Origin of the sequence: Burkholderia sp. ZZQ-2, assembly GCF_050768715.1 — a bacterium.
GTDB lineage: Bacteria > Pseudomonadota > Gammaproteobacteria > Burkholderiales > Burkholderiaceae > Burkholderia > Burkholderia cepacia.
Window position 1 is genome coordinate 1 of record NZ_LDVA01000147.1, and the last position, 25,354, is coordinate 25,354.

The following is a 25,354-nucleotide window of genomic DNA, read 5'->3' on the forward strand; positions in this document are numbered from 1 at the left end:
GATGTGGATCATGCGCATGCGCGACGAAGTGGCCGCCGCAGCGCGTGCAGGGGGTCATCTGCAGCATCCCCGAATCGAAGAAACGCACGAGCGTCCACGCGCGCGTGAGGCTCAGCGCGGCCTCGTCGCCGGACAGGTTCACGTGCTCCTGGTAGAGCCGGTACGCCTTCACGATCGACTGGATCGGCTCGCAGCGGCCGTGGTCCTGCATGAACCGGTAGATGTTGTAGAACAGCGACGAGTGGATGTTCGGCTGCCACGTCATGAACCAGTCGGTCGAGAACGGCAGCATCCCCTTCGGCGGCGACACGCCCTTCAGTTCCTTGTACAGCTTGATCAGACGATCCCGCGACAGGCTCGTCTCCGCTTCCAGCAACTGCAGCCGGGCGCCCAGTTCGATCAGTTCGATGGCGAGGGTGATTTCCTTCACCTCGATCACGACGCTTTTGCTTGCCATGGTGATAACCGTCCGCTTGACGTGATTCGGATGGGTAGCCAATACGCTGTCCGCCGGCGCGACACGCCGGGACTCAACGCAAGGCGGGGTGATGGATCAGCGGACGCCTTCGACCTGCTGCCCGGCCATCAGGATGGCCGAGTGGGCGTGCGCGACGACATCGCTGCGGCCCTTGTCGGCGAGCGACGACAGCAGCGCGTGATCATCGAAGCGGAAGCGGCACAGCATCTGGTTGGACGCGGCGAGTTTCACGGTCTGGGCGAGCGTGAGGTTCCCGAGCACGTCGGCCAGTTCCTGGGAAATTCCCATGCGGAACATGCCCATCGCCTTGTCTTCCCGCAGCAGGCGTTGCGCGAGGAGGAGGTACGACAGGTTGACCTCTTTGATCTCACTGAGCATTTCGCTGGTAGCGCTCATGATTCCCCCGTTAAAGAGCTTTCTTTGGCCATTCGTGTTATGAAAACGTTTGCTCGATCAGGGCGCTCTGGGCGCGCAGTCGGCTCGTTTATAGTCTTACAGGGCGAATTTTGGCCAAACGGCATTTATGCCGGTATCAGCGAAGTGGCGTATGCCATGCAGGATTTGTCTGTAAACCGTGTAGGAATTTTTCCGACAAGGCGAATTGAAAGCTTCAGTCGGGAAAGCAAGTGCCGGCGCGGGTTCGGCTGCGATGGATCCAATGGCCTCGGTGCAATAACGAAAGGCTTTCCGGGCAAGGCTGCCGGCAATCGAATCGGTAAAAATTATAGTGCTTTTTCACGATGACGCAACAATAGTTGCATCTGTCTCCATTCCTGATTCCGCGCCCTTTTTCTCGGGGTTTTTGCGTATTTCATCGTGTAACAAGCCTTAAGTGTTTGAAAAAACACTCGAACCCCTCAGGGCGATATCGATAATGGACTCCAATGGGCGGCGGCGCGAGCCGTGCCGGCCCGCCCCGCAGCTTGCCGTCCGGCGCCCCGCGCACCCCGCCCAGGGCACGGCCACGTACCGCCAACCGCGTGCGTCGGCGAGTTCCGCAACCTTGCACGGGATCCGCATCGGCACCCTCGTGCCCCCGGATCAAACAGGAGAACACCCATGCGAATTGCCCAGATCGCGCCGCTTTACGAAGCCGTTCCGCCGAAACTCTACGGCGGCACCGAGCGTGTCGTGTCCTACCTCACCGAGGCGCTCGTCGAACTCGGCCACGACGTGACGCTGTTCGCCAGCGGCGACTCCGTCACGTCGGCGCGCCTCGAGGCGGCCTGGCCGCGCGCGCTGCGGCTCGATCCGTCGATCCGCGATTCGATGGCGCCCCATATGCGCCTCCTCGAGCAGGTCGCCCGGGTCGCGCACGAATTCGACGTGCTGCACTTCCACCTCGACTACCTGCCGTTCCCGCTGATGTCGCGCCTCGACACGCCGTACGTGACGACGCTGCACGGCCGCCTCGACCTGCCGGAACTGCAGCCGGTGTTCGACGCGTTCCCCGACGCGCCGGTCGTGTCGATCTCGAACAACCAGCGCAAGCCGCTGCCGCAGGCTGCGTGGGCCGGCACCGTGTATCACGGGCTGCCCGACACGCTGCTCACGCCGCAGCCGGGCGTGAAGCCCGAATACCTCGCGTTCCTCGGCCGGATCTGCCCCGAAAAGCGCGTCGACACCGCGATCCGGATCGCCGCGCAAAGCGGCCTGCCGCTGAAGATCGCCGCGAAGGTCGACAAGGCGGACGCCGACTATTTCAAGGAAGTGATCGAGCCGCTGCTCGGCGAGGCGCATGTCGAATTCATCGGCGAGATCAACGAGGCGCAGAAGCCCGCGTTCCTGTCCGGCGCGAAGGCGCTGCTGTTCCCGATCGACTGGCCGGAGCCGTTCGGCCTCGTGATGATCGAGGCGATGGCCTGCGGCACGCCGGTCGTCGCATTCAACCGCGGCTCGGTGCCGGAAGTGATCGAGGACGGCGTCACGGGCTTCATCGTCGAGGACGTACAGGGTGCGGTCGGCGCGCTGCACCGGATCGACAGCCTGTCGCGCACTGCGATCCGCGAACGTTTCGATACGCGCTTCAGTTCGAAGGCAATGGCGCAGCGTTATGTCGAAACTTACGAATCGCTTTGCACGGGAGCGCGCCAACCGGCATTGCGCCGCGTCGCCGGCGCCTGATACGGAAATCCGCGAAGAAATATTTCGTAATCCAATCCGCGCCGCAATCGGCGCGCCAAACAAAAGAGCCGCATCTCGATGCGGCTCTTTTGTTTGGGTTTTCGGTCATTCGGTCATTCGATCAGGAAACGATCGCGGTTTTTACCGACGATCCAATTCGGCGGCTTGCCGCGCCCGCTCCAGGTCGCGCCCGACTTCGGGTCACGGTATTTCGGCGGCAGCGGCGCCTTCTTCGGCGGGCGCCCGCGCTTCGCTCGCTCCGCGAAGCCCAGATCCTGGGCAGTCAGTCCATATTCGGCAATCTTTTGCTGGACTTCGGCAATCACTGCCGCCACTTCCTGGCGGCGCACATCATCCGCCTGGGCCTGCAGATCCGCGATCTGCGCCTTGAGTTTCGCGTATTGAGACATTTTTCGACTCCCCTTTTGATGATGCGGCCCCGGCGAATCCGGCCGGGACACCAACATCCGTTACGCCATCCGCACTGCCGCCCTGCCCTTCGAAATTAATGCTGCCATCTTTAACCGATTCGACTATATCGAGAATGCGGACTTATTCTAATAAGGGCATTCGTCAGCCATTAAAATTTAACAATCGTTGACCCTCCCCCACCCGATTCATTTCCTATAATCCAGACCAATTCCGGATGACGGTTTAAATCCGTCGCATCGTCCGGTCGCCTTCAATCCACTTGAACTTGAACGAGGTCCTTACATGAATCTTTCTCAGCGTCTCGCTGCAGAGGCATTCGGCACGTTCTGGCTGGTGCTCGGCGGGTGCGGAAGCGCCGTGCTGGCCGCCGCCTTTCCGGGCCTCGGCATCGGCTTTGCCGGCGTCGCACTTGCCTTCGGCCTGACCGTGCTGACGATGGCATTCGCAATTGGCCATATTTCGGGCTGCCACCTGAATCCCGCGGTGAGCGTCGGCCTGACGGTCGCCGGCCGCTTCCCCGCACGCGATCTCGTGCCGTACATCGTCGCGCAGGTTGTCGGCGCGACGCTCGGCGCATTCGTGCTGTACCTGATCGCGACCGGCAAGCCGGGCTTCGACGTCGTCGGCAGCGGCTTCGCGACGAACGGCTTCGGCGAGCGCTCGCCCGGCCACTACGCACTCGGCGCGGCGTTCATTTGCGAAGTCGTGATGACGGGCTTCTTCCTGTTCGTGATCCTGGGCGCCACCGACAAGCGCGCACCGGCCGGCTTCGCGCCGATCGCGATCGGCCTTTGCCTGACGCTGATTCACCTGATCTCGATTCCGGTCACCAACACGTCGGTGAACCCGGCCCGCTCGACCGGCCCCGCGCTGTTCGTGGGCGGCGAAGCAATCGGCCAGCTCTGGCTGTTCTGGGTGGCGCCGATCATCGGCGCGGCACTCGCCGGGATCATCTACCCGCTGGTCGCGGGGCGTGACAACGCCGTCGACCTGCTGCCGGCATCCGCTCGCACAAGCGAATAAATCACTACGGGGTCAAGCGAGCAGAGCAGCGAGCCTCACGCTGTCCAAGAAGATAGAGGCAGGTAATTTCGACGGGCGCCGCTGGCGCCCGTTTTTCATTTCCGCCCGGGGCGGACGCTCAGGACGCGGCGGCGTTGCCTTCGAGCGAGAACAGCGTGCGCAGGTGACGGGCGACGCCCGCGTCGAAGTTGTTGCCGATCCGCGGGATGTGCGGCAACCGCGCGACCAGGTCGGGGTTCGCGTTGTTCATCATGAACGCGTGGCCGGCGGTTTCGAGCAGGTCGATGTCGTTCATGTTGTCGCCGAATGCGATGCAGTGGCCGGTGTCGACGCCGAGCCGCGCGAGCACCGAGCGCAGCGCGCGGCCCTTCGACACGTTCGCAGTCATCACTTCCAGGCAGTCGGGCAGCGAGTACGTGACGTACAGCGCATCGCCGAAGCGCACGCGCATCTGCTCCGCGACGACCGCCAGATCGGCCGGATCGCCGATGTACAGCACCTTCGCGATATCCGTGCCGTCGTGCGCGGCCATGTCGATCACGTCGTAGCGGAAGCCCGAATCCTGGTGGAATTCGAGCAGGTGCGGCGCGTCGCGGTCGATCAGCCAGCCCTGGTCGGTGAACAGGTTGACGATCACGCGGCCGTGCGCACCGACGATATCCGGCTGCACGAGGCCGCGGACGATTGCCGGATCGATGTCCTGCGCGTGGATCGTCGTGTCGTCCGGCGCATGCACGCGCGCGCCGTTCGACGTGATCAGGTACGGCCGGATGCCGAGCACGTCGCGAATGCCGGCGACGTCCGCGTAGTGGCGCCCGGTGGCGATCACGAACTGCAGGCCGTCGCGGTCGAGCCGGCGGACGGTGTCGATCGTGTACGGATCGAGCTGGTGGTCGCTGTTCAGCAAGGTACCGTCGAGATCGGTGGCGATGACTTTGTACATGGGACGGAAGAATGGCGCTCAGGGCTCTGCGGAACGGCCATTCTAACGTCGTGCCCGGTTGCCCGCCGGACGGTTCCCGGTCGATCGCCGCCGTCGGCCCGGTTTCGGTGCGCGTTCAGCTGTCCTCAAATGCCTTCAGTTGCTTCAGTTGCCTTCCGCCTCGCGCAGCGCCTGCAGCGCGAGCCGCAGCGCGCCGTGCGCCGAATCGTCGAGCGGCGCGCGCAGCCGCGCGGCGTGGCGCGCCGGCACGGCCGGAGCCAGTGCGTCCGCCAGGCCGCCGCACAGCGCGACCGGCAGCGCCTGCTGCGGATCGAGCGCGTCGATCATCTTGCCGATCTCGTCGCCCGCCTGCGCGATCAGCGCGCCCGCGACCGGATGCGAACGGTGCGCGAACACGATCGGCGCAAGCCGCGCGTAGATCGTCTGGTTCGCATCGCACGACCACTGGACGAGCGCGTCGCGATCCTGCGCGCCCGTTTCCGCGAGCAACGCGTTCGCGAACGCATCGCGCGGTACGCGGCCGTCGAGCGCCTGCTGCGCATACGCGAGCGCGCGCACGCCGAGCCACGCACCGCTCGCCTCGTCGCCGGACGGAAAGCCGAAGCCGCCCGCGATCCGGCAGGCGCCGGCCGCATCGAGCGCCGCCGCAATGCTGCCGGTGCCGAGCGCGACGATGAGCCCCGGTGCGCCGCCGTGTGCGCCGACGACGGTCGTATATGCGTCGCTCTCGACCGCGAGCGCGCCGAGCGGCGCCTGCGCGCGGAACGCGGCGAGCCACGCGGCATTGTTGACGCCCGCGAGCCCGCAGCCGAGCGCGCACTGCGGCCAGTCGAATGCGAGGCCGGCCTGCGTGAACGCGTCCGCGCAGGCCACGCCGATCGACGCCCACGCGCGCTCGATGCCGAGCCCGAGCCCCGACGGGCCGCCGCGCCCCTGCGCGAGCTCGCGCCCGTGCCGGTCGGCCAGCACCGCGCGCGTGCCCGTGCCGCCACCGTCGATCCCGATCGCAAAAAGTAATGCCGCCATGCCTTCATCCCGCTGATTCGAACAGGCGCCAAGCTTAACCGGATCGGCGCCGCGCGCCCATCTGCCGTTCGGCCGGCTGTTCCGTGAAAAGGGCTTCCGCTATGCTGGCGCGATCGAATCGACACTGAAAACGAGGCAGACGATGTCGCAGCGGTGCAACTGGGTGAAGACTGAAGCGGATGCTCACTATCACGATACCGAGTGGGGCGTGCCGTCGCACGACGATCGCCACCTGTTCGAAATGCTGATCCTGGAAGGGGCGCAGGCCGGGCTGTCGTGGTCGACGATCCTGAACAAGCGCGCGGGCTATCGCGACGCCTTTGCGGATTTCGACGTCGATGCCGTCGCGCGCTTCACGCCGAAGCGCATCGAAAAGCTGCTCGAGAATCCCGGCATCGTGCGCAATCGCGCCAAGGTCGAATCGGCGGTCACCAATGCGCGTGCCGTGCAGCGCATCCGGGAAGAGCACGGGTCGCTCGCCGCGTTCCTGTGGTCGTTCGTCGGCGGCACGCCGGTCCAGAACGCGTGGCAGTCGTACCGCGACGCGCCCGCGTCGACCGAGCAGTCCGACGCGCTCAGCAAGGCGCTGAAGGCGTATGGCTGCAAGTTCGTCGGTTCGACGATCTGCTATGCGCTGATGCAGGCCACCGGCATGGTCAACGATCACGAGGTCGGCTGCCCGTGCCACGCGCAATGCGCGGCGCTCGGCGGCAAGCAGCCGGCACGCCGGCGCAAGGCGGGCTGACGGCGCGGGCATCCGCCGGCCGCCCGTCGTTCGCCGCGGCCCCTGCGGCGGTTATGCCGGTTATGCCGGCAATTCCGATCAGGCCGCCCGCCGCCCCCTCACGAAACGATGCGCAACGCGCAACCGCTCACCTCGCGGCGCGCGACGGCACCGGCGCAACCGCCCGCGCACTGCGTGCGGCCCGCACGCGCGCGCTGCGCTTCTTCACCCAGATGCAAATGCCCGTCACGCTCAGCATCGCGATGACGATCCCGAGCACGCTCACCGCGGCGCGGCCCGTGACGCCGGCGATCCGCCCCGAGTGCAGCGGAAACTGCGCCTGCATGAACAGGTCGCCGGCCGAGCCGCGGCCCGGCACCTGGGCGGCGACGGGCTTGCCGGTCACGGCGTCCCAGTAGAGCCACGCGTTGCCGAGCCCGACGTCGCCGTGATCGTTGCCGGGCGTGAAGAACCCGACTGCGTAGGCATTCATCGCCGGCGCGAACAGCAGCGCGCCGGGCGGCGCGGCGATCCCGGCGTCGCGCCCGGCCGCGCGCGCGATCTCGACGATCCGCTCGCGCGGCAGCATCGTGCTGCCCGGCGGCGCGGGCGGGAAGTGTTCGGGGTTCGTGTACGGCGTCTCGGCGAGCGGCGACACCAGCGATACCAGCGGCCGCACGACGGGCACGGCGAGATTCATCGAGATCGACGTGACCGCGACGACCAGCAGCAGCCCCCACACCCACACGCCGCCCGAGCGGTGCAGGTCGAACACCAGCGGATAGCCGCCGCGCCGCACGCGGAACGCGAACGACTTGCGCCAGCTTTTCAGGTTCGGAAACGCGAGCACGAGCGCGATCAGGCTGTCGATCGCCCACACGATGCCGACGACGCCCATCACCCAGAACCCGAAGTTGATCCCGCCGTACACCGGCAGGAACAGCGAGTAGTGCAGCCGGTAGATGAACGGCATCAGGTCGAGCCGCGCGAGCGACAGCGCGCCCCATTCGCGGCGCCCCTGCACCGCGCCGGTCGCGGGATCGACGGCGATCTGGCTGAAGTCGAGCGCGTACGGCCGGCCGGTCGCCGGATCGGTGCGCGGCATCACGCCGGCCTGCAGCGTATGGCCCGGTTCGATCGCGAGCGGCAGATAGGTCACCTGCACGCGCGGATCGGCGGCCTCGATGCGCGCCGCGAGCGCGAGCGGATCAAGCGGCGCCGCATCGCTGCGTGCGGTGTAGAAGTCCGGATTCAGTAGCGCGTCGAGCTCGTGGTCCCACGCGATCAGTGCGCCGGTCAGCCCCGCGACGAACAGGAACAGCGCGATCGCGAGGCCGAACCAGCGATGCAGGCGGACGAGAAACGGTCGCAGGAACGCATTCATCGCGCCCCCGGCAAAGGGAAAGCGGGCCGGCACGAGCGGCCCCGGATCAACGGAATGCAGGTCATTTGAGGTCACGCACCGCGCACGAGCGGTGCCGGCCGTCGCTGGCGAGGCCGGATGCCCTTGCACGCGGCATGGAATTGTTGCGCGTTCGACGGGTTTTGGTACGATGCGCGGCATTTTATCGCAATGCGAATGATTCTTACTTGCATTTTTACTTATCCACGATGACCGTCAGCCTCGCCCGCCCTCCCGTCCGTCCACGTCGCATAGCCGCCGCCCTTGCCTGCGTTGCCGCGTCGCTCGCGCACGCGGACGATTCTCCCGGCGGCGCCACGGTGCTGCCTGCCGTCAACGTCACGGCCGCGCACGACTCGCCGCAGCACCTGACCGACACGGTCTCCACCGGCGCGCTCGGCACGCGCCGCCAGCTCGACACGCCGTTCTCGACGACGATCGTCACGTCGGAGGAACTCGAGGCACGCCAGCCGTACAAGCTCGGCGACGTGTTCGCGAACGACGCGTCGGTGTCCGACAACAGCGGCGCGTACAGCGCGTGGGCCAGCTACATGACCGTACGCGGCATGCAGCTCGACTGGCAGAACGGCTACAAGATCGACGGGCTGCCGTTCGTCACGTACGGGATCACGATGCCGTACGAGCAGCTCGATCGCGTCGAGCTGCTGAAGGGGCTCGGCGGTTTCCTGTACGGCTTCGTGACGCCCGGCGGCGTCGTCAACTACGTGACGAAGCAGCCTGGCGCCGAACCCGTGCGCAGCGTCGACGTCGGCTACCGGAGCACCAATGTGTGGACCGAGCACGTCGATCTTGGCCAGCGCTTCGGGCCGGACGGCAGGTTCGGCGCGCGGCTGAACGCGACGCACGAGGAAGGCAGGACGTACAACGACGGCAACATCCGCCGCGACAGCGTATCGCTCGCGCTGCAGGCGAACCTGACGCGCAACCTGTCGGTGAATGTCGGCGCGCTGTACCAGGATCGCCGCACGACGGGCCAGACGCCGTCGATCTTCACCGGCAGCTATCCAGGCGGCGTGCTGCCCGCGACGATCAGCGGCGGCACGACGAACCTCGGCGGCAGGGACCAGTACCTGAACACGAACCTGCAGCTCTATACGGCCGGGCTGCAGTACCAGTTCGCGCCCGACTGGCAGCTCGACGTCGCGTACAGCTACAGCAAGGCGACGCGCCGCCGCAACGAAAGCACGCTGTACCTGCAGGATGCAGCCGGCAACTACACCGACAGCCGCTACGTCGGGATGGAGGATCACCGCTTCAGCCAGTGGCGCGCGATGGTCGAGGGCAAGGTACGCACGGGAGCGTTCAGCCACCAGATCGTGATCGGCGCGTCGTGGCAGAAGCAGGCGAACGACTATTCGGCGAACAGCGTGTTCGTGCCGCTCGGCGCCGGCAACCTGTATGCGCCGAATCCGTACCGCTACGACAGCCCGCACGGCTTCGTCCAGTACCGCACGAGCGAGATCGTGCAGAAATCGCTGTTCGCGAGCGACACCGTGCAGCTCACGGCGCGCTGGTCGGTGCTCGCCGGCGTGCGCTACATGAACTACGAGCAGCGCTCGTTCCAGGCGAGCGGCGCCGAGGATCCCGGCTATCGCCAGAACGGCGTGGTGACGCCGACGTTCGCGGTGATGTTCAAGCTCGCGCCGACGACCACCGCGTACGCGAGCTACGCCGAATCGCTCGAACCCGGCAGCCGCGTGAACGACGTCTACGCGAACGCCGGCCAGGTGCTCAAGCCGCTGCGCAGCAAACAGTACGAACTGGGGATCAAGAGCGAGCACGCGCGCTGGAGCGCGACGGCCGCGTTGTTCCGCATCGAGCGCAGCGCCGAATATGCGAACGCGGCGAACGTCTACGTGCAGGACGGCGAATCGGTCATTCAGGGGATCGAGTTCGGTGCGCGCGCGAAATTCGGCGCGCGCTGGAACGCGGGCGTCGACGCGATGCTGCTCGACGCGTGGTACGCGAACGGGATCGGCAACAACGGCAACCGCGTCGCGGGCGCACCGCGTTTCGTGCTCGCCGGCGACATCGGCTATGCGGTGCCCGGCGTGCCGGGGCTGACGCTCGGCGTCGATGCGAAATTCACCGGCGCGACGCCGCTGCGCGCGGCCGGCGGCCTCGACGCCCCGGGCTTTCTCGTCGTCAATGCGGGGGCGCGTTACCTGACGCGGATCGGCCGCCACGACGTGACGCTGCGCGCGTCGATCGACAACGTGCTGAACCGCCGTTACTGGGAATACCAGTACGCGGACTACGTGAAGCCGGGCGACCCGCGCACGGTGAGCCTGAGCGCGAAGATCGACTTCTGAACCCCGCGCCGGCGGCCGCAGGCCGGCATGGCCGCACCGCGGCGGCCTCGGGATTTTCCCGAGCCGCAAAAGCAAAACGGCGGAGCGGCTTCTTTCGAAGCTCGCTCCGCCGTTTCGCGGCGAACCGTCAGACGCTCTTAGTGGAGCTTCTTCGGCAGCATCTGGCTGCGCAGGCGCTTGTGCAGGCGCTTGACGGCTGCTGCCTTCTTGCGCTTGCGGACTGCGGTCGGCTTTTCGTAGGACTGGCGCTCGCGCAGTTCAGCGATCAGGCCATTTTTTTCGATAGCACGGCGAAAGCGGCGAATCGCCACTTCGAACGGCTCGTTTTCTTTCAGAAGAATCGTCGTCATGTCGTTCCTAAATTGCTTAAACGGTCAAAAACGTAGCGGCCAAGCGCCACGCACCGGCCATCCGAGCGTCCCCACAAACAGGCGAAACGAGCGGAAATACGGCCTCGGAGGCCGGAAAAGAGAGGCGGAAAGCACCGCGAGTACGCTTCACAAGCCGCGTGCAGCGCCGCGTTTGACTGCCAGCAGACACGCCGAAAACGGCAGAGGCTTGACAGAAATCTCAATTCAGCCCGCCATCATAGCAGGGAATCACAGACAAAACCACCCTTTTGTCGATTACGTGTGCACAGGCGAACGACTGCGTGCCGAGGCCGCTCTCGGGCCCCGCCCATCCGGCATCGCGCCGGGTCGGTCCGAAATGACAAAGAAGGATAAAAAATCGGGCCGAATCTCAACGCGCCCCTCAAGTTTTGTTTTGGTGCGCCGAAATCCTGCTCTGAGGCGGCCAGCAATGAACGAGTGCTTCCGCCGACGCCAAAACGGCTTTCCAGGGCTTTCGGCTTACACAGGAGATTTTTCCATGCTCGGAATTAACAGCAACATCAACTCGCTGGTTGCACAGCAGAACCTCAACGGCTCGCAAAACGCCCTGTCCCAGGCAATCACCCGCCTGTCGTCGGGCAAGCGCATCAACAGCGCGGCAGACGACGCAGCAGGCCTCGCGATCTCGACCCGGATGCAGACCCAGATCAACGGTCTGAACCAGGGCGTGTCGAACGCGAACGACGGCGTGTCGATGATTCAAACGGCATCGAGCGCACTGTCGTCGCTGACGAACAGCCTGCAACGTATCCGCCAGCTGGCCGTCCAGGCATCGACGGGCACGATGTCCTCGACCGACCAAGCGGCACTGCAACAGGAAGTTGCGCAACAGATCCAGGAAGTGAACCGTATCGCGTCGCAAACGACGTACAACGGCACGAACATCCTGAACGGCAACGCAGGCATCGTGTCGTTCCAGGTTGGCGCGAACGTCGGCCAGACGATTTCGCTGGACCTGAGCCAAAGCATGTCGGCAGCACAGATCGGCGGCGGCCTGGTGCAGAAGGGCCAGACGGTCGGCACGGTGACGGGCCTGAGCCTCGACAGCGGCGGCGCGTACACGACGGCGGCGGCGGCTGTAACGGTTACCGCGATCAACGTGCTGTCGGACGGCAAGGGTGGCTACACGTTCACCGACCAGAACGGCGGCGCCATCTCGCAAACCTATGCCCAGTCCGTGTTCGGCACAAACGCAACGGGCGGAACGGGCGCGGCAGTCGGCACTCTGACGCTCCAAACGAGCGCAACCAGCGTCGGCGGCGCCAGCATGTCGGCAGCGGCGCTCACCGCGGCCACGAACGCAGTTGCGCAGATCAACGCCGTCAACAAGCCGGCAACCGTGTCGGGCCTCGACATCAGCACCGTCAGCGGCGCGAACGTCGCGATGGTGTCGATCGACAACGCGCTGCAAACGGTGAACAACGTTCAGGCACAGCTCGGTGCGGCACAAAACCGCTTCACGGCAATCGCCACGGCGCAGCAGGCAGAATCGACCGACCTGTCGTCGGCACAGTCGCAGATCACCGACGCGAACTTCGCGCAGGAAACCGCGAACATGTCGAAGAACCAGGTGCTGCAACAAGCTGGCATCTCGGTGCTCGCACAGGCAAACTCGCTGCCGCAGCAGGTCCTGAAGCTCCTGCAGTAATCGCGTAGCAACCCACGGCCGGGCCCCGCGTAACGCGCGGCCCGGCCGTCGTCACTTGGCGCGCGGGGCGTTGCCCCGCCGCCAGGTCCTTATCCAGAATTTCACGGACTACCCGCCGCACGGAGCACTACGATGTCGACGATCAATCCCGCCGTCACCGCCGCCAACAGCTCGGCCAACAGCGCGCTGCAACAGGCTGCCCAATCGATCATCAGCGGATCGACCGGCAACTCGTCGATGGACGTCAACTCGCTCGTGACGGCGCTCGTCAATGCGAAGACCGCCGGCCAGACCGCCGCGCTCAGCGCGCAGCAGGCCAGCGACAACACCCAGATTTCCGCGTACGGCGCCCTTTCGGCGGCGCTGAGCGCACTCCAGGCCGGCGTCACGACACTGTCGAACGGCTCGCTGCAGAACACCTTCACCGCCACCGCGAGCGGCACCGGCCTGACCGCGACCGCGGGCGCCGGCGCCGTCGCCGGCAGCTATTCGGTCGGCGTCACGCAGATCGCGACGTCGCAGTCGCTGTCGTCGGCCGCGTTCGGTGCGTCGACGACGCTCGGCACCGGCACGATGACGCTGTCGCTCGGCAGCAAGTCGTTCACGGTCAACGTGGGCAGCAACAACAACACGCTGTCCGGCATCGCCGCCGCGATCAACAACACGACCGGCAACCCGGGCATCGTCGCGTCCGTCGTCAACGGCAGCGATGGCGCGCACCTCGTGCTCAGCTCGACGCCGACCGGCGCGGCGAATGCGATCAGCGTCACGGTCAGCAACGTGACCGGCGACAACGGCCTCTCCAGCCTCGGCGTCACGTCGACGGCCAGCACGACGGGCGGCCAGTCGTCCATTGCGTCCGCCAACAGCAGCGCCGCCTGGAAGCAAAGCACCGCCGCGCAGGACGCCGCCTTCACGATCAACGGCATCGCCGCGACGAGCGCGAGCAACACCGTGACGGGCGCGATCACCGGCGTCACGCTGAACCTGACCTCGGCGGCCGTCAGCGGCACGCAGCCGCAGACGCTGACGGTCGCCACCGACACGAAGACGCAAGCGTCGGCGATCAACAACTTCGTGACGCTCTACAACACGCTCGTCACGACGATGGGCTCGCTGTCGAGCTTCACGGCCGGCGCGTCGTCGCAAGGCCCGCTGCTCGGCGACTCGACGCTGAACACGATCCGCAACGCACTCGCGTCGGTCGTCGCGGGCGGCGTGAGCAGCAACGGCTCGACGGTCAACCTCGCGTCGATCGGCGTCACGCTGCAGGCCGACGGCACGCTGCAGGTCGACAGCACCGCGCTCAACTCCGCACTGCAGAACAACCCGACCGGCGTCGCGTCGCTGTTCAACTCGACGAACGGGATCGGCCAGCAGCTGACGAAGGACATCACGAACTACACGCAGACGGGCGGGCTGATCGCCGCACGCACGACCGCGCTCAACAACGACCTGAAAAGCGTCGCCACGCAGCAGACCAACCTGTCGAACTACGTCGCGCAGCTGACCAGCCAGTACCAGGCGCAATTCACCGCGCTCAACACGCTGATGGCGACGATGAACAGCAACTCGCAGTACCTGACGCAGCTGTTCGGCGGCACGAACAGTGCCGGCGCGCTGTCGAGCAACAAGAGCTGACCGCCGGCCGGACAGGAGAGCCACGATGGAACAGACCGAACTGATCGCCCAGCTCGACGCGCTCACCGACGCGATCGAACATTCGGCCGCGATGGCCGACTGGATCGAGGCGGCGCGCCTCGTCGACCTGCGCGAGCCGCTCGTTACGTCGCTCGCGGCCGATCAGCCGCCGGCCGGCATCGCCGCGATCCGCCGGATTCAGGCCAGCAACGCGCGCATCTTCGCCGACGCGCAACGCGCGCAGCAGGAGCTGACCAACGAATACCAGGCGGCGATGGGCCGCGTGCAGGCCGTCGGCCAGTACCAGAGCATCGCGAGCCGCTGACGCGTGCCTGGCGCCGCATCACTGGCGGCGCACCAACCTGACAACAAGAACTACGCGCTGATGTGAGGGCGTGCTCGTTCGCCTCCGCCCGCCTTGTGCGGGCGTTTTTTTTGGGTGCCGCCAGTCGCGCCGCCCGGCCCCGCGGCAGGCCGTTCAATCGGCCAAACTGACCGGGCTTTTACCGTCATCTCGCGGCATCGGCGCAGCGGCGCGCTACCGATAATGGTATCGACCGACTTTCCGCAGATTCCATCATGCTCTCGCTCGACCTGTCCGCCTCCGCCACGCTTACGCCCGAACAGCAGCTTGCGCAGGACATTGCGCTCGTCATGGGCAACGCGCTCGAGCGCCATCGCAGCGGCGCGTTCGACGACGCCCGGGCGCTGTACGAGGCCATCCTCGACGCGATGCCCGCGCATGGGGATGCGCATTACAACCTCGCGGTGCTGCTGGCCGATATGGGCCAGGCGGCTGATGCGGTACCGCATTTCGAAGCCGCCCTCGGCGCAAGCCCGGACAACGGCTACTACTGGGTCAGCTACATTCACGCGCTGCATCGCAGCGGGCAGACGGCCGCCGCATGGATCGCGGTCGAAATCGCGCAACAACGCGGCGTGCACGGGCCCGCGCTGAACAGCCTGATCGCCCAGTTGGCGTCACCCGATGTCGTGCTCGCAACTGCAGCGGTCGCGACCGCCCCAAGCGGAATCGACGCGGCGATCGTCCTGGAAACCGCGGCCGGGCGGAGCGACTCCGGCAAGTCTGCCCGCCGCCCCAATCAGACGCTGCTGCAAAAGCACGCAGCGCTGTTCGCCAAGAACAGGCACGCTGAAGCCACCGCGCTTGCGCGGAAACTGGTCGCCGACTACCCGGAAGACGGCGCATGCTGGCGAGCGCTGTCCGCATCGCTTCACCGGGAAGGCCGCTTCGCGGAGATGATCGAGGCAGGCTTTCGCACGGTCGAACTGCTGCCGGATGAAGTCCTCGTGCGCATCCTGCTCGCGGATACGCTACGGGCGATGAACCGTCTCTCGGAAGCCGACGAGCAGTGCACGCGCCTGTACCAGCTTCAGCCCGATCACCAAGAGGCCATGCGGATTCGCGGTCTCGTGCTGTTCGCGCTGCGCCGCACGGATGAAGCGCTCGCGGCCTGTCGGCGCGCGGTCGAACTCGCGCCCGGTGCGGCCGCGCCGTGCGGCACGCTCGGCTTCGTGCTGCTCGAACTGGGTGCAACGCAGGAAGCGATAGGCTGGCTGAGGCGCGCGATCGAAATCAACCCGACCGACAGCGTCACTCACAGCAGCATGCTGTTCAGTATCGCGCACAGCACCGAATTCGATCCGCAGGCACTCGTGGCGGAGCACCGCAAGTTCGGCAAGCGCTACGACAATCAAAAGCGCAAGCGCGCGGCCGTGTTCTCGAACCCCCGCGATCCGGCGCGCAAGCTGCAGGTCGGCTTCGTGTCAGGCGACCTGTTCAGCCACGCGGTCGCCTCCTACGCGGTGCCCGTGATCGAGCATCTCGCGGCCGACCCCGGCATTGCGATGCACTTCTATCACAATCACTTCGAGGAAGATCACACGTCGGAACGCTTCAAGGCCCACGCGACGACCTGGCGCAACGTCGCCGGCATGAGCGACTCGGCCTTCCTCGAACGCGTGCGCAACGACGGCATCGACATCGTGATCGACCTGTCGGGCCATACCGGCCGCAACCGGCTCGTTGCGCTGGCGCAGCGCGCCGCGCCGGTTCAGGCATCGTGGATCGGCTATCCGGCCACGACCGGCCTCGCGGCGATGGACTACTACCTGACGGACCGCTTCGTCGCGCCGCACGGCGCACTCGACGACCAGTTCGTCGAGCAGATCGTGCGGCTACCCGCGATCGCGCCGTTCATGCCGCCGCCGAACTGCCCGCCCGTCAACGTGCTGCCGGCGCTGCACAACGGTTATACGACGTACGCCAGCTTCAACCGCCTGAACAAGCTGAGCCCGCACGTGATCCAGGTCTGGGCACGCGTGCTGCACGCGGACCCGACCGCGCGCATGGCGCTCGGCGCGCTCGACAACGACCGCGACCAGCAGACGCTGACCGAATGGTTCGCAGCCGCCGGCATCGATGCCGGCCGCCTGACGTTCCACCGGCGCTCGAACATTCCCGTCTACATGCAGCAGCATCACGGCGTCGACCTCTGTCTCGACGCGTTCCCGTACACCGGTTCGACGACCACGCTGAACGCGCTGTGGATGGGTGTACCGACCGTGACGATCCCCGGCGCGACGATGGCCGGGCGCGGCAGCGCGGGCTGGCTGCAGCACGTCGGGCTCGACGCGTACATCGCGACGGACGAGGACGACTTCGTCGCGAGGGCGCTGGCGCTCGGCCGCGACACCGCCGCGCTGCAGGCGCTTCGCGCCGGCCTGCGCGCGCGCTGCGGAGAGTCCGCTGCGTTCCGGCCGGCTGTCGTCGCGGCCGGGCTGTCGTCGGCGCTGCGCACGATGTGGACCCGCTGGTGCGCGGGCGAACCCGCGACCGCATTCGACACGCCGCTGTTCGACGACATGACCACCGCACAGGCCGCGGCAGAGGCCTGAACCTCACGTCAGATCGAGAGAGACCATCATGACCGCCAGCCTGCCCGCGTCGTCCGTCGCGCAACTGCCGCACGAACGCATCTACGTCACGCAGCCGCACCTGCCGCCGCTCGACGAATTCGTACCGTACCTGGAGAAGATCTGGGAGAGCCGCACGCTGACCAACGGCGGCCCGTTCCACCAGCAGTTCGAGCGCGCGCTGTGCGAGTATCTCGGCGTGCCGCACCTGTCGCTGTTCGCGAACGGCACGCTCGCGCTCGTCACCGCGCTGCAGGCGCTTCGCATCAACGGCGAAGTGATCACGACGCCGTATTCGTTCGTCGCCACCGCGCATTCGCTGCTGTGGAACGGCATCAAGCCGGTATTCGTCGACGTCACGCCCGGCACGCTCAACCTGGACCCCGCGCGCATCGAGGCGGCGATCACGCCGCAAACCACCGCGATCATGCCCGTGCACTGCTACGGCAATCCGTGCGACGTCGACGCAATCCAGAAGATCGCCGACAACTACAACCTGCGCGTGATCTATGACGCCGCGCATGCGTTCGGCGTGCAGAACACCACCGGCAGCGTGCTCACCCACGGCGATCTGTCGGTGCTGAGCTTCCACGCGACGAAGGTGTTCAACACGTTCGAAGGCGGCGCGATCATCTGCCCCGACGCGAAGACCAAGCAACGGATCGATCACCTGAAGAACTTCGGTTTCGTCGACGAAGTCACGGTCGTCGCGCCCGGCATCAACGGCAAGATGAGCGAAATCAACGCCGCGTTCGGGATGCTGCAGTTGCAGCACATCGACGGCGCACTCGCGCGCCGCCGCGAAATCGACACGCTGTACCGCACGCTGCTCGCCGACGTGCGCGGCATCCGCTGCGTGCCGCTCGGCGGCCAGACCGTCGCGAACCACGCGTATTTCGCGATCCTCGTCGACGAAGACTACCCGCTCGACCGCGACGGGCTGTACCGGAAGCTGCGCGACTACGACGTGTACGCGCGCCGCTACTTCCATCCGCTGATTTCGGAATTCCCGATGTACCGCGGGCTGCCGTCCGCCAACCGCGACAACCTGCCCGTCGCGACCGAGGCCGCGCGCAAGGTGCTGTGCCTGCCGATCTACCCGGCGCTCACCGACGACATGGTCCGCCGTATCGTCGAGCTGATCGCGCGCTGACGCGCGACGCCTACAGGTAACGCTCGCCGGCCGCGCGCGCGCGGATCCGGCGGGCCGGGTTGCCGTACACGACGGTGTACGGCTCGACGTCGTGCAGCACGACCGCGCCCGCGCCCACGACGCCGTGCTCGCCCACCGCGATCCGGTGCCGCAGCATCGCACCGAGGCCGATCGCCGCACCGCGGCCGATCCGGCAGTTGCCGCCCGTGACGACGCCTGGCGCGAGGCTCGAGAAATCCTCCATCGTGCCGTCGTGATCGAGCGACGCGTTCGTATTGACGATGCACCCGCTGCCGATCGTGCAGCACGGGTTGATCACCGCGCCGGCCATCACGACCGTCCCCGCGCCGATCGTCGACGCCTTGCCGATGCATGCGGCCGGATGCACCGCCGACACGCACGGCAGGCCCGGCACGAGCGCCGCAAGTGCGGCCGTCACGTTCTCTCGCGCGTGGTTGTCGCCGATGGCGACCAGCAGCCCGGCGATGCCGTGCGCACCGACCAGATCCGGCAGGTCGCGTTCGGCGCCCAGCACCGCGTAGCCGAGGGTCTCCTCGCCGCGGGGCCGGAACGAATCGATCAGCCCGGCGATCCGGTACCGGCCAGCCTGTTCGACGATGTCGATCACGACCTTGGCGTGACCGGACGAGCCGACGATGACGATGTTTTCCACAAGGGCCTCGATTGATCTGAAAGCAGGGGCGGCCTTGCCGCGTTCCCCGCAGTATGCCGCGTCGCCACACCCGCGCGGCGCGCGCCATCATGTCAGACGACAGGCGCCGGTTCGTCCGCCGTCACGCGACCCGCTGCAAAATGCGCGGCAAACGCCGCCCGCAAGCGCTCGGCCAACCGGATCCAACTCTCGTCGCGCCCGCGCCGGAACAGCCGCACCGTGCCCGGATACCACGGCGAATCGTCGCGGCCGTGCATCCAGCGCCAGTCCACGTCCTGATTCGGCAGCAGCACCCAGCAAGGCTTGCCGAGCGACGCGGCCAGATGCGCGGTGGACGTGTCGACGCACACCACGAGATCGAGTTGCGCGACGATCGCGGCCGTATCCGCGAAATCGTCAATCTCCGAGCCCAGATGCAGCAACGGCAGGCCGCCCGGCGGCTGACGCGCCTCGTCCTCGCCCTGCCCTTTCTGCAGACTCACAAAATTCACCCCCGGCACGCTCCAAAGCGGCGTCAGCAACGCAAGCGACGGCAGCGAGCGGTGCGCGTCGTTGTGATGCTTCGGGTTGCCTTTCCACACGAGCCCGACGCGCGGGCCGGCCGGCAGCCCATCGACGCGTGCGCGCCAGCGCGCGGCGCAGGCCGGATCGGGCGCGAGCCGCACCGGCAGCGGGATCGTGTCGAGTGTCGTGCCCATGTGCATCGGCGTGCTCAGCAGGCTCGTCCAGTAATCGAACTGCGCGGCTTGCGCCGTCGCCGTCTCGTGATCGAGCACCGCGTCGACGCCGTCGACCGTCGCCATCAGCCGATGCAGCGCGGGCTGGCACGCGAACACCACGCGCGCCGCGTGCCGCGCACGATATTCCGCGAAATAGCGGCTGAACTGCAGCATGTCGCCCAGGCCGTCTTCCTGCCAGACGAGCAGCGCCTTGCCGGCGAGCGGCTCGCCCTGCCACTGCGCGCACCGCAGCACCTCGCGGGTCCGGCGGTGCACGAACGCCGCGTGTTCGTAGCGCGATTCGTAGCGCCGCCAGCCTTCTTCGAACCGGCCCAGGCCGAGCAACAGCGTCGCCAGGCCGAAACGCGCATCGCCATAGTCCGCACGCAGTTCGAGCGCGCGGCGGTACGCGCGTTCGGCGTCGTCGTGGCGGCCGGCATGCGCGAGCGTGGTGCCGAGGTTGTAGTGCACTTCGGCCATGTCCGGAGCGAGCGACAGCGCCTCGGCGAACACGGCCATCGCTTCGTCGTGACGGCCCTGCGCGCGCAGGACGCAGCCGAGATTGTTGTGCGGCTGCGGCAGGCCGGGACGGCAACGGATCGCGTCGCGATAGGCCGCTTCGGCTTCCGGCAGGCGATCGAGGTTCTGCAGCGCGACGCCGAGGTTGTAGTGCGCCTCCGGGTGATCCGGGCACAGCACGAGCGCCTGGCGGCTGGCGGCTTCCGCTTCCGGCAGCCGCTGCATGTCGACGAGGATCGCGCCGAGATTGGCGTGCGCGAGCACGGAGTCCGTGCGCACGGTAATCGCGAGCCGGTAGGCGAGTTCCGCTTCGGCCTGGCGGCCGAGCACACGCAACAGGTTGCCGAGATCGGTCAGCACGTCGGCCGACTGCGGCTCGATCAGCAGCGCCTGCCCGAATGCCTGCTCGGCTTCATCGAGCCGGCCGAGCGCTTCGAGCACCTTGCCGAACCGGTGATGGTGCGACGCCCGCAACGGCGTGACGGACGCGAGCTGCCGGCGCAGGAGTGCCTCTGCATCGGCCAGGCGCCCTTGTGACACGAGCAACGCGCCGAGGCCGTCGCAGGCCGGCTCGAACGCCGGCATCGCGTCGATCGCGCGCCGCCACCATGCTTCCGCGTCGGCCAGCCGGTTCAGGCCGAGCGCGCAGACGGCCGCGATGTGCAGCGCCGCGACTGCCGGCGCCGGCCGGTCGAGCAGGGGCGCGACGAGCGACAGCGCGTCGGCGAACTGTCCGTTCTGGCACCGGGTTGCGGCGTGTTGAACCAGCGCGGATTCGTCGGAAGCAGAGGTCATGTCATGCGGCGCCGCGCGGCGAACGGACGTTCAGACGGACGCCGGCACGGCGGCCGGTTGGCCCGGCTGGCTGACGGCCCGGTCCCTGGCTTCCTGGAGCGCTGCGAGCGTGTCGAGTGCGCGCTCTTCGTCGGCGGTGAGATCGACCAGAAATGCGTCGTTGTTCTGCTTGATCCAGTCGAGCGGCATGTCCCACCACGCGAGCTGCAGCAGTCGTTCGCGCACTTTTTCCGTGAAGCGGAAGCGAATCAGACGGGCCGGCGAGCCGGCATAGATGCCGTACGCCTCGGTGCGGAAATTGGGCGGGATGACGGCCCGCGCGCCGATCACGCATCCGCTCTCGATCTGACTGCCACCAAGAAACAGCGCTTCGTCGCCGATCCAGACGTCGTTGTGGATCACGGTGTCCGCGTATTGCGGCATCGGCGGATTCTCGAGGCCGTTACCGTAGAGGCTGAACAGGCTCGTGGAAATGGTCCGGATCTCGTGCTGGCCATTCAACAGGAATCGCAGACGCATTCCGCCAGCCACGTGCTTGCCGATCACGAGTTTCTGAACGTCCCGATCGTACTTTGCGATCGAACCCACACCGATCGACGAGCACCGGCCGATATGACACGTCCCCATCGGCGCCTCTTCATCGACCCAGTTGCGGAAAAAATTGTTCGGAATCGCCGAAAAGGCACCATCCCGGTAGCCGAGCACGATGAAATGCTTCGCCCACGGATGGTCAGGCAGCACGCCAATACAATCGTCGGAGGTCGTAACGTTCATTCGCGGTCGCAAGTGTGCCGGTGCGGCGGCTCGATGCCGGGCCGCTCGAAACGGCGGTGGAAAACGTCGCGGCACATCGGCCGCGAGCAGGGACGATGCAGTATAGAAAGCCGGCGACGGCAACCGACAACGAATAAGAACGGCGTTCTGGCTTCTGTTCCGGAGATAGGGGCTGGTGGGGTCTCGCATGCCCACGGCTTGACGTACCACGCGTCGATGAGGAATTGCCGGCAGCGGCCGGCGCGCGAATCATTTCGCGCTCGAGCGTTGGCGCCCGGTTTTCCTTCGTGATGCTCACACGTCGGCGGAGGCGCCGCTTCGATCCGGCCAGCACGTTCCGTCACCGGAGCCGGCCGCCGTGGCGATGTGCTGCCGCCGCCTTCACCACCGGTGTGCGCCGCTCACTCTCCCGCACTCAATTACTCGACGAACACCCGCCGCAACTACTCGAACTGCACGAGCTGGAACTGCACGAACTCGACGAACTGCAGCTCGACGACGAGCAACTGCTGTCCGATGCATCGAACGCACTGCCGCTGCCAGCTTTCAGCGCGGCGAGCGACGACATCCGCGACGCGGTCTGCACGGTTTGCGAATACACCGACCAGGCGGTGCCGGCCAGCGCACCCGCACCGAACAGCGCGGCAGTCCACAGCAACGGGTCCGGGTCGTCGCGTTCGCGGTCCTGCGTCTGCTGCGTCTGCTGTGCTGCGTGCGCATCGGGTTGCAAGGGTTGCGGGCGCTGCGAATTTCGCGCGGCGCGCGGATCGTGCGCGATCCGGCGCGCAAGCAGCGCGGCCCGCCCGGCAGCCGTCGCCCCACCCCGCCCAAAACCGGTCAGCCGCCGCACGACGATCCGGTACGCGACCGCGAACACCACCATGCAGACCGCGAGCAGCAACACGGGCCGCCCGCGGCTCAGGCCGATCGCGAGTTTCGCGGCCCCCGTGCCCAGTACGATCAGCACGATCGCACGCGCGGCCAGGCGCGACGCGCGCATCTCGCCGGGTGCCCACAGCCAGCCTTGTGCGCGCATTCCGTCGACGACCTCCTGCGCATACCCGGCGAGTCGCTTGCGAAACACGTCGTAGCTCACGGTGCCGGACGGCTGCTCCTTGAGCCACGCGCAGTGGTCGTCATGGCGCCCCGCACGTTCCATGTCGGCGATCTGCACGTAGCCACCCTGCCCGGGGGCGGTCCACAGGTCGACCGCGCCCGCCTGCGCGAGCGACATCGTCACGACCTGGGCGACCCGTGCCTCGCCGCCGGTGAGATAGGCGACTTCGTCGGTGCTCAGGTCGGCCGACGCCTTGCGCGTATGCCCGCCCCAGCGTCGACAGCGGAACTCGATCGCCTGAAGCACGACGATCAACAACAACGCGACGACGCACGCCGGCACATAGAACGCGAGAAACTGCGGCCCCGCGTAGTTCAGCACGTTGAAGTCCTGCGCCGATGCGCAGGTCGCGGCGACGCTCGCGGCGGCAGCCGGCCAGGCGAGTTTCGGCAGCCGGTCGCGCCAGGTCCTGCGCGCCGGCACGGCGGCCGGCGAGTTCGCGTCCCCCAGCCCGTTCGCGGCCGACGGTTCCGGGCGCGGCGATCCGGATGCGGCACGCAGGCCGGCAGGCCGCGGCCAGATCGACTCCGGCGGCTCGCAGCCGAACAGCCGGCGATAGCTGTCCAGCGTGTCGCGATAACGCTGCGCGTACGCGGCGGCCTCGTCCGGCGCGCCCGTGCCGGGCATGTGATGCAGCCGCGCGCGCAGCACGCCGGCGCAGAAGACGTCCCAGTATTCGAGCGTGTATTGCAGGTGGAAATGCCACGCGGCATCGACCGCGACCGACGGCGTGACCGGGTGTCCGGCCGCCTGCGCGAGAAACGCGAAGCGCTTGTATTCGTCGATCACGGCCAGCGCGTGCGCATGCGACCAGCCTTCGGCTTCGGCAAGACGCCGGCTGTACGGCAGCGGCGCGTTCGGGTCGTCAGGGGAATACGCGTGCAGACGCGCGAGCAGCGCGTGCTGCGCATCGGTCAGCGCGCGGGCATCGACTGCGGTCGAGGTAGACGGAATGGCAGCCATCGGGAGTCGGCGCGATGCGCGGACGGCCGCCGCGATCGACGCTTGGAGTTGTCGTTGCGCGGGATTCTCGCACATCGGCGAGGCGGCGCGACGGCGTGCCGGGCCTGCATGCAGGGCCGCTTGCGGCGCTGCGCCGCGGGTCAGAAGTCGAGCTGCGCGATCGTGATGTCGAGCGCGGCCGCGATCTTCTTGCGCATCGACTTGCGCAGCTTCTCGCGCTTTTCCTGTTTGGCGTAGTCCGAGCGACTGATGCCGATCCGCCGCGCGACCTCGGCCCGCGTCAGGCCGAGATGCTCGCGCCACGCGCGCGCGGGCGAGCTTCCGTCGAACACGACGCGCGTCACGAGCTCGTGCGGAATCAGGTCGCGTGCGGCGCACCGCTGCGCGACATAGTCCGCGTACGGAATCACGACGAAGGCTGGCGCGCCGTCAGGGCCGTTGATGATCTGGACTGGGAGGGATTTGCTCATGCGGTGATCGCGGCGCCGGCTTCCGGGCGGCTGTTCGTCGTTTCGGTCGACATGTTCAATCGGCGTTTCAGGCGGGTTTCGGGTGCGTCGAACGACATCGGCGCAAGGTTTCGCCCGGTCGGATGCACGCGATCGGAAACCGCCATGCTGATAGCCGGCCGGAATATTACTGCAAGCGGGGAAATGGTGATGCGGATGAGACGGCGAAACCGCCGGACGCCTGAACAGGCATGTTTTGGCGCGCCCGGCTGGGATCGAACCAGCAACCCCTGCCTTCGGAGGGCAGTACTCTATCCATTGAGCTACGGGCGCGTGAGACAGTGAAACGACCCCGATATACAGGCCGCCCACGATTGGCAAGACGGCAAGGATACCCGGTTTCCCATGACGCGTCCACCTTGCCCGACGAATCCCCGCCGCACCGCGCTGCGTGCGGGTAAACACGCGCCATCGCGCCGCTCGCCGTGATGTAAACGTTCCGTCTATAATCGTCCGTGCTTCATTGGACTGCCATTTTGCCGTTGCACCGCGCTCACAATTCCTATTCACGGAGACGAGGCAAGCATGAGCGAAGCACCCCACGAATCTCCCGTCAAAACCCCCGGGCAGCTGATTGCCGTCATCATCGCGTCGTTCGCGATTCCGATCATCCTGATCGTCCTGTTCGCCAATTATGCGAACCATGCGTTCCGCGCCGGCGCCGGCACGGACGCGCTATCCGACGAGCAGGTCGCCGCGCGTATCGCCCCGCTCGCACAGGTCGAAGTGAAGGACGCCAACGCGCCCCGCACGTACAAGACCGGCGAGGCTGTCTACAAGGCCGTCTGCGTGACCTGCCACGGCACGGGCGCCGCCGGCGCGCCGAAATTCGGCAACAAGGACGACTGGGCGCCGCGCATCTCGCAAGGCTTCGACACGCTGCTGAAGACGGCACTGGCCGGCAAGGGCGCGATGCCGCCGCGCGGCGGCACGAGCCCCGACGACGTCAGCGACTATGAAATCGCCCGTGCGATCGTCTACATGGCGAACAACGACGGCGCGAACTTCCCCGAACCGGCCGCACCGGCC

At 67.0% G+C, this 25,354-nt stretch carries 23 protein-coding genes and 1 tRNA gene; 10 read left to right on the forward strand and 14 right to left on the reverse strand.

All coding sequences use genetic code 11. The features are described 5' to 3' along the window. Nucleotides 1–457 (reverse strand): flagellar transcriptional regulator FlhC (gene flhC, locus ABY44_RS08570; protein ID WP_431641114.1); only part of this gene is annotated, 457 nt, incomplete at its 3' end. Nucleotides 458–553: 96 nt separating this feature from the next. Beyond that, nucleotides 554–874 carry a flagellar transcriptional regulator FlhD gene (flhD, locus tag ABY44_RS08575; RefSeq protein WP_027788649.1) on the reverse strand — a complete coding sequence of 107 codons (321 nt, stop codon included), beginning with the start codon at nucleotides 872–874 and terminating at the stop codon, nucleotides 554–556. A 663-nt stretch (nucleotides 875–1,537) separates the two neighbouring features. Between flhD and ABY44_RS08580 the strand changes: the two genes are divergently transcribed. Further along, entirely contained in the window at nucleotides 1,538–2,602 is a 1,065-nt protein-coding gene (locus ABY44_RS08580) for a glycosyltransferase family 4 protein (protein ID WP_059528163.1), read from the forward strand. Between the two features lie 113 nt (nucleotides 2,603–2,715). On the opposite strand, the gene ABY44_RS08585 is transcribed toward ABY44_RS08580, so the two are convergent. After that, nucleotides 2,716–3,012: an H-NS histone family protein gene (locus ABY44_RS08585; protein ID WP_021162849.1), complete on the reverse strand. Its 297-nt coding sequence runs from the start codon at nucleotides 3,010–3,012 to the stop codon at nucleotides 2,716–2,718. 304 nt (nucleotides 3,013–3,316) lie between these two features. Between ABY44_RS08585 and aqpZ the strand changes: the two genes are divergently transcribed. Then, on the forward strand, nucleotides 3,317–4,057 hold the full coding sequence (aqpZ, locus tag ABY44_RS08590; RefSeq protein ID WP_021162848.1) for an aquaporin Z: 741 nt from the start codon (nucleotides 3,317–3,319) through the stop codon (nucleotides 4,055–4,057). Between the two features lie 118 nt (nucleotides 4,058–4,175). Here aqpZ and ABY44_RS08595 read toward each other — a convergent pair whose 3' ends face one another. Both ABY44_RS08595 and ABY44_RS08600 read right to left on the reverse strand, forming a co-directional pair. Then, nucleotides 4,176–5,000, reverse strand: a complete 825-nt coding sequence (locus ABY44_RS08595) for a Cof-type HAD-IIB family hydrolase (RefSeq protein WP_048025307.1) — start codon at nucleotides 4,998–5,000, stop codon at nucleotides 4,176–4,178. 144 nt (nucleotides 5,001–5,144) lie between these two features. Beyond that, the gene (locus tag ABY44_RS08600) at nucleotides 5,145–6,026 is read right to left on the reverse strand and encodes a BadF/BadG/BcrA/BcrD ATPase family protein (RefSeq protein WP_060174982.1); all 882 of its coding nucleotides are present in this window, start codon (nucleotides 6,024–6,026) and stop codon (nucleotides 5,145–5,147) included. A gap of 142 nt (nucleotides 6,027–6,168) precedes the next feature. On the opposite strand from ABY44_RS08600, the gene ABY44_RS08605 reads away from it, so the two are divergent. Further along, nucleotides 6,169–6,771: a DNA-3-methyladenine glycosylase I gene (locus ABY44_RS08605; RefSeq protein WP_059490251.1), complete on the forward strand. Its 603-nt coding sequence runs from the start codon at nucleotides 6,169–6,171 to the stop codon at nucleotides 6,769–6,771. Between the two features lie 127 nt (nucleotides 6,772–6,898). On the opposite strand, the gene ABY44_RS08610 is transcribed toward ABY44_RS08605, so the two are convergent. After that, the gene (locus tag ABY44_RS08610; protein ID WP_060174981.1) at nucleotides 6,899–8,134 is read right to left on the reverse strand and encodes a PepSY-associated TM helix domain-containing protein; all 1,236 of its coding nucleotides are present in this window, start codon (nucleotides 8,132–8,134) and stop codon (nucleotides 6,899–6,901) included. Between the two features lie 227 nt (nucleotides 8,135–8,361). On the opposite strand from ABY44_RS08610, the gene ABY44_RS08615 reads away from it, so the two are divergent. Next, on the forward strand, nucleotides 8,362–10,485 hold the full coding sequence (locus ABY44_RS08615) for a TonB-dependent siderophore receptor (RefSeq protein ID WP_060174980.1): 2,124 nt from the start codon (nucleotides 8,362–8,364) through the stop codon (nucleotides 10,483–10,485). Between the two features lie 137 nt (nucleotides 10,486–10,622). Here ABY44_RS08615 and rpsU read toward each other — a convergent pair whose 3' ends face one another. Continuing rightward, nucleotides 10,623–10,835, reverse strand: coding sequence for a 30S ribosomal protein S21 (gene rpsU / locus ABY44_RS08620; protein WP_006401410.1), 213 nt, complete (start codon nucleotides 10,833–10,835; stop codon nucleotides 10,623–10,625). Nucleotides 10,836–11,355: 520 nt separating this feature from the next. Between rpsU and ABY44_RS08625 the strand changes: the two genes are divergently transcribed. The 5 genes from ABY44_RS08625 (at nucleotide 11,356) to vioA (ending at nucleotide 18,256) form a co-directional block, all read left to right on the forward strand. Beyond that, complete coding sequence (locus ABY44_RS08625) at nucleotides 11,356–12,525, forward strand: flagellin (RefSeq protein WP_060174979.1); 1,170 nt, start codon at nucleotides 11,356–11,358, stop codon at nucleotides 12,523–12,525. Nucleotides 12,526–12,657: 132 nt separating this feature from the next. Next, nucleotides 12,658–14,166, forward strand: coding sequence for a flagellar filament capping protein FliD (gene fliD, locus ABY44_RS08630; protein ID WP_060174978.1), 1,509 nt, complete (start codon nucleotides 12,658–12,660; stop codon nucleotides 14,164–14,166). 25 nt (nucleotides 14,167–14,191) lie between these two features. Further along, a complete protein-coding gene (locus tag ABY44_RS08635; RefSeq protein ID WP_060174977.1) occupies nucleotides 14,192–14,491 on the forward strand; it encodes a flagellar protein FliT in 300 nt (99 codons plus the stop codon). A 254-nt stretch (nucleotides 14,492–14,745) separates the two neighbouring features. Continuing rightward, nucleotides 14,746–17,085, forward strand: a complete 2,340-nt coding sequence (locus ABY44_RS08640; RefSeq protein ID WP_060174976.1) for a tetratricopeptide repeat protein — start codon at nucleotides 14,746–14,748, stop codon at nucleotides 17,083–17,085. 28 nt (nucleotides 17,086–17,113) lie between these two features. Then, nucleotides 17,114–18,256: a dTDP-4-amino-4,6-dideoxy-D-glucose aminotransferase VioA gene (gene vioA, locus ABY44_RS08645; protein ID WP_059694444.1), complete on the forward strand. Its 1,143-nt coding sequence runs from the start codon at nucleotides 17,114–17,116 to the stop codon at nucleotides 18,254–18,256. A 10-nt stretch (nucleotides 18,257–18,266) separates the two neighbouring features. Here vioA and ABY44_RS08650 read toward each other — a convergent pair whose 3' ends face one another. The 7 genes from ABY44_RS08650 to ABY44_RS08680 form a co-directional block, all read right to left on the reverse strand. Continuing rightward, entirely contained in the window at nucleotides 18,267–18,929 is a 663-nt protein-coding gene (locus ABY44_RS08650; protein WP_027788661.1) for an acetyltransferase, read from the reverse strand. Between the two features lie 92 nt (nucleotides 18,930–19,021). Next, the gene (locus ABY44_RS08655) at nucleotides 19,022–20,962 is read right to left on the reverse strand and encodes a tetratricopeptide repeat protein (protein ID WP_060174975.1); all 1,941 of its coding nucleotides are present in this window, start codon (nucleotides 20,960–20,962) and stop codon (nucleotides 19,022–19,024) included. A gap of 30 nt (nucleotides 20,963–20,992) precedes the next feature. After that, nucleotides 20,993–21,736, reverse strand: coding sequence for an acetyltransferase (locus tag ABY44_RS08660; protein WP_060174974.1), 744 nt, complete (start codon nucleotides 21,734–21,736; stop codon nucleotides 20,993–20,995). A gap of 415 nt (nucleotides 21,737–22,151) precedes the next feature. Further along, nucleotides 22,152–23,816 carry a TIGR04222 domain-containing membrane protein gene (locus ABY44_RS08665; protein WP_060175015.1) on the reverse strand — a complete coding sequence of 555 codons (1,665 nt, stop codon included), beginning with the start codon at nucleotides 23,814–23,816 and terminating at the stop codon, nucleotides 22,152–22,154. A 140-nt stretch (nucleotides 23,817–23,956) separates the two neighbouring features. Further along, nucleotides 23,957–24,286 (reverse strand): helix-turn-helix domain-containing protein, encoded by a 330-nt coding sequence (locus ABY44_RS08670; RefSeq protein WP_060174973.1) that lies wholly within the window; start codon nucleotides 24,284–24,286, stop codon nucleotides 23,957–23,959. After that, on the reverse strand, nucleotides 24,283–24,552 hold the full coding sequence (locus ABY44_RS08675) for a hypothetical protein (protein ID WP_155638028.1): 270 nt from the start codon (nucleotides 24,550–24,552) through the stop codon (nucleotides 24,283–24,285). Before ABY44_RS08675 ends, ABY44_RS08670 begins: the two co-directional genes overlap by 4 nt. After that, nucleotides 24,523–24,598 (reverse strand) — tRNA-Arg (locus ABY44_RS08680). Before ABY44_RS08680 ends, ABY44_RS08675 begins: the two co-directional genes overlap by 30 nt. Before the next feature lie 252 nt (nucleotides 24,599–24,850). Here ABY44_RS08680 and ABY44_RS08685 point away from each other — a divergent pair. Then, the coding region (locus ABY44_RS08685; protein WP_431641116.1) for a c-type cytochrome at nucleotides 24,851–25,354 on the forward strand (504 nt) is incomplete at its 3' end.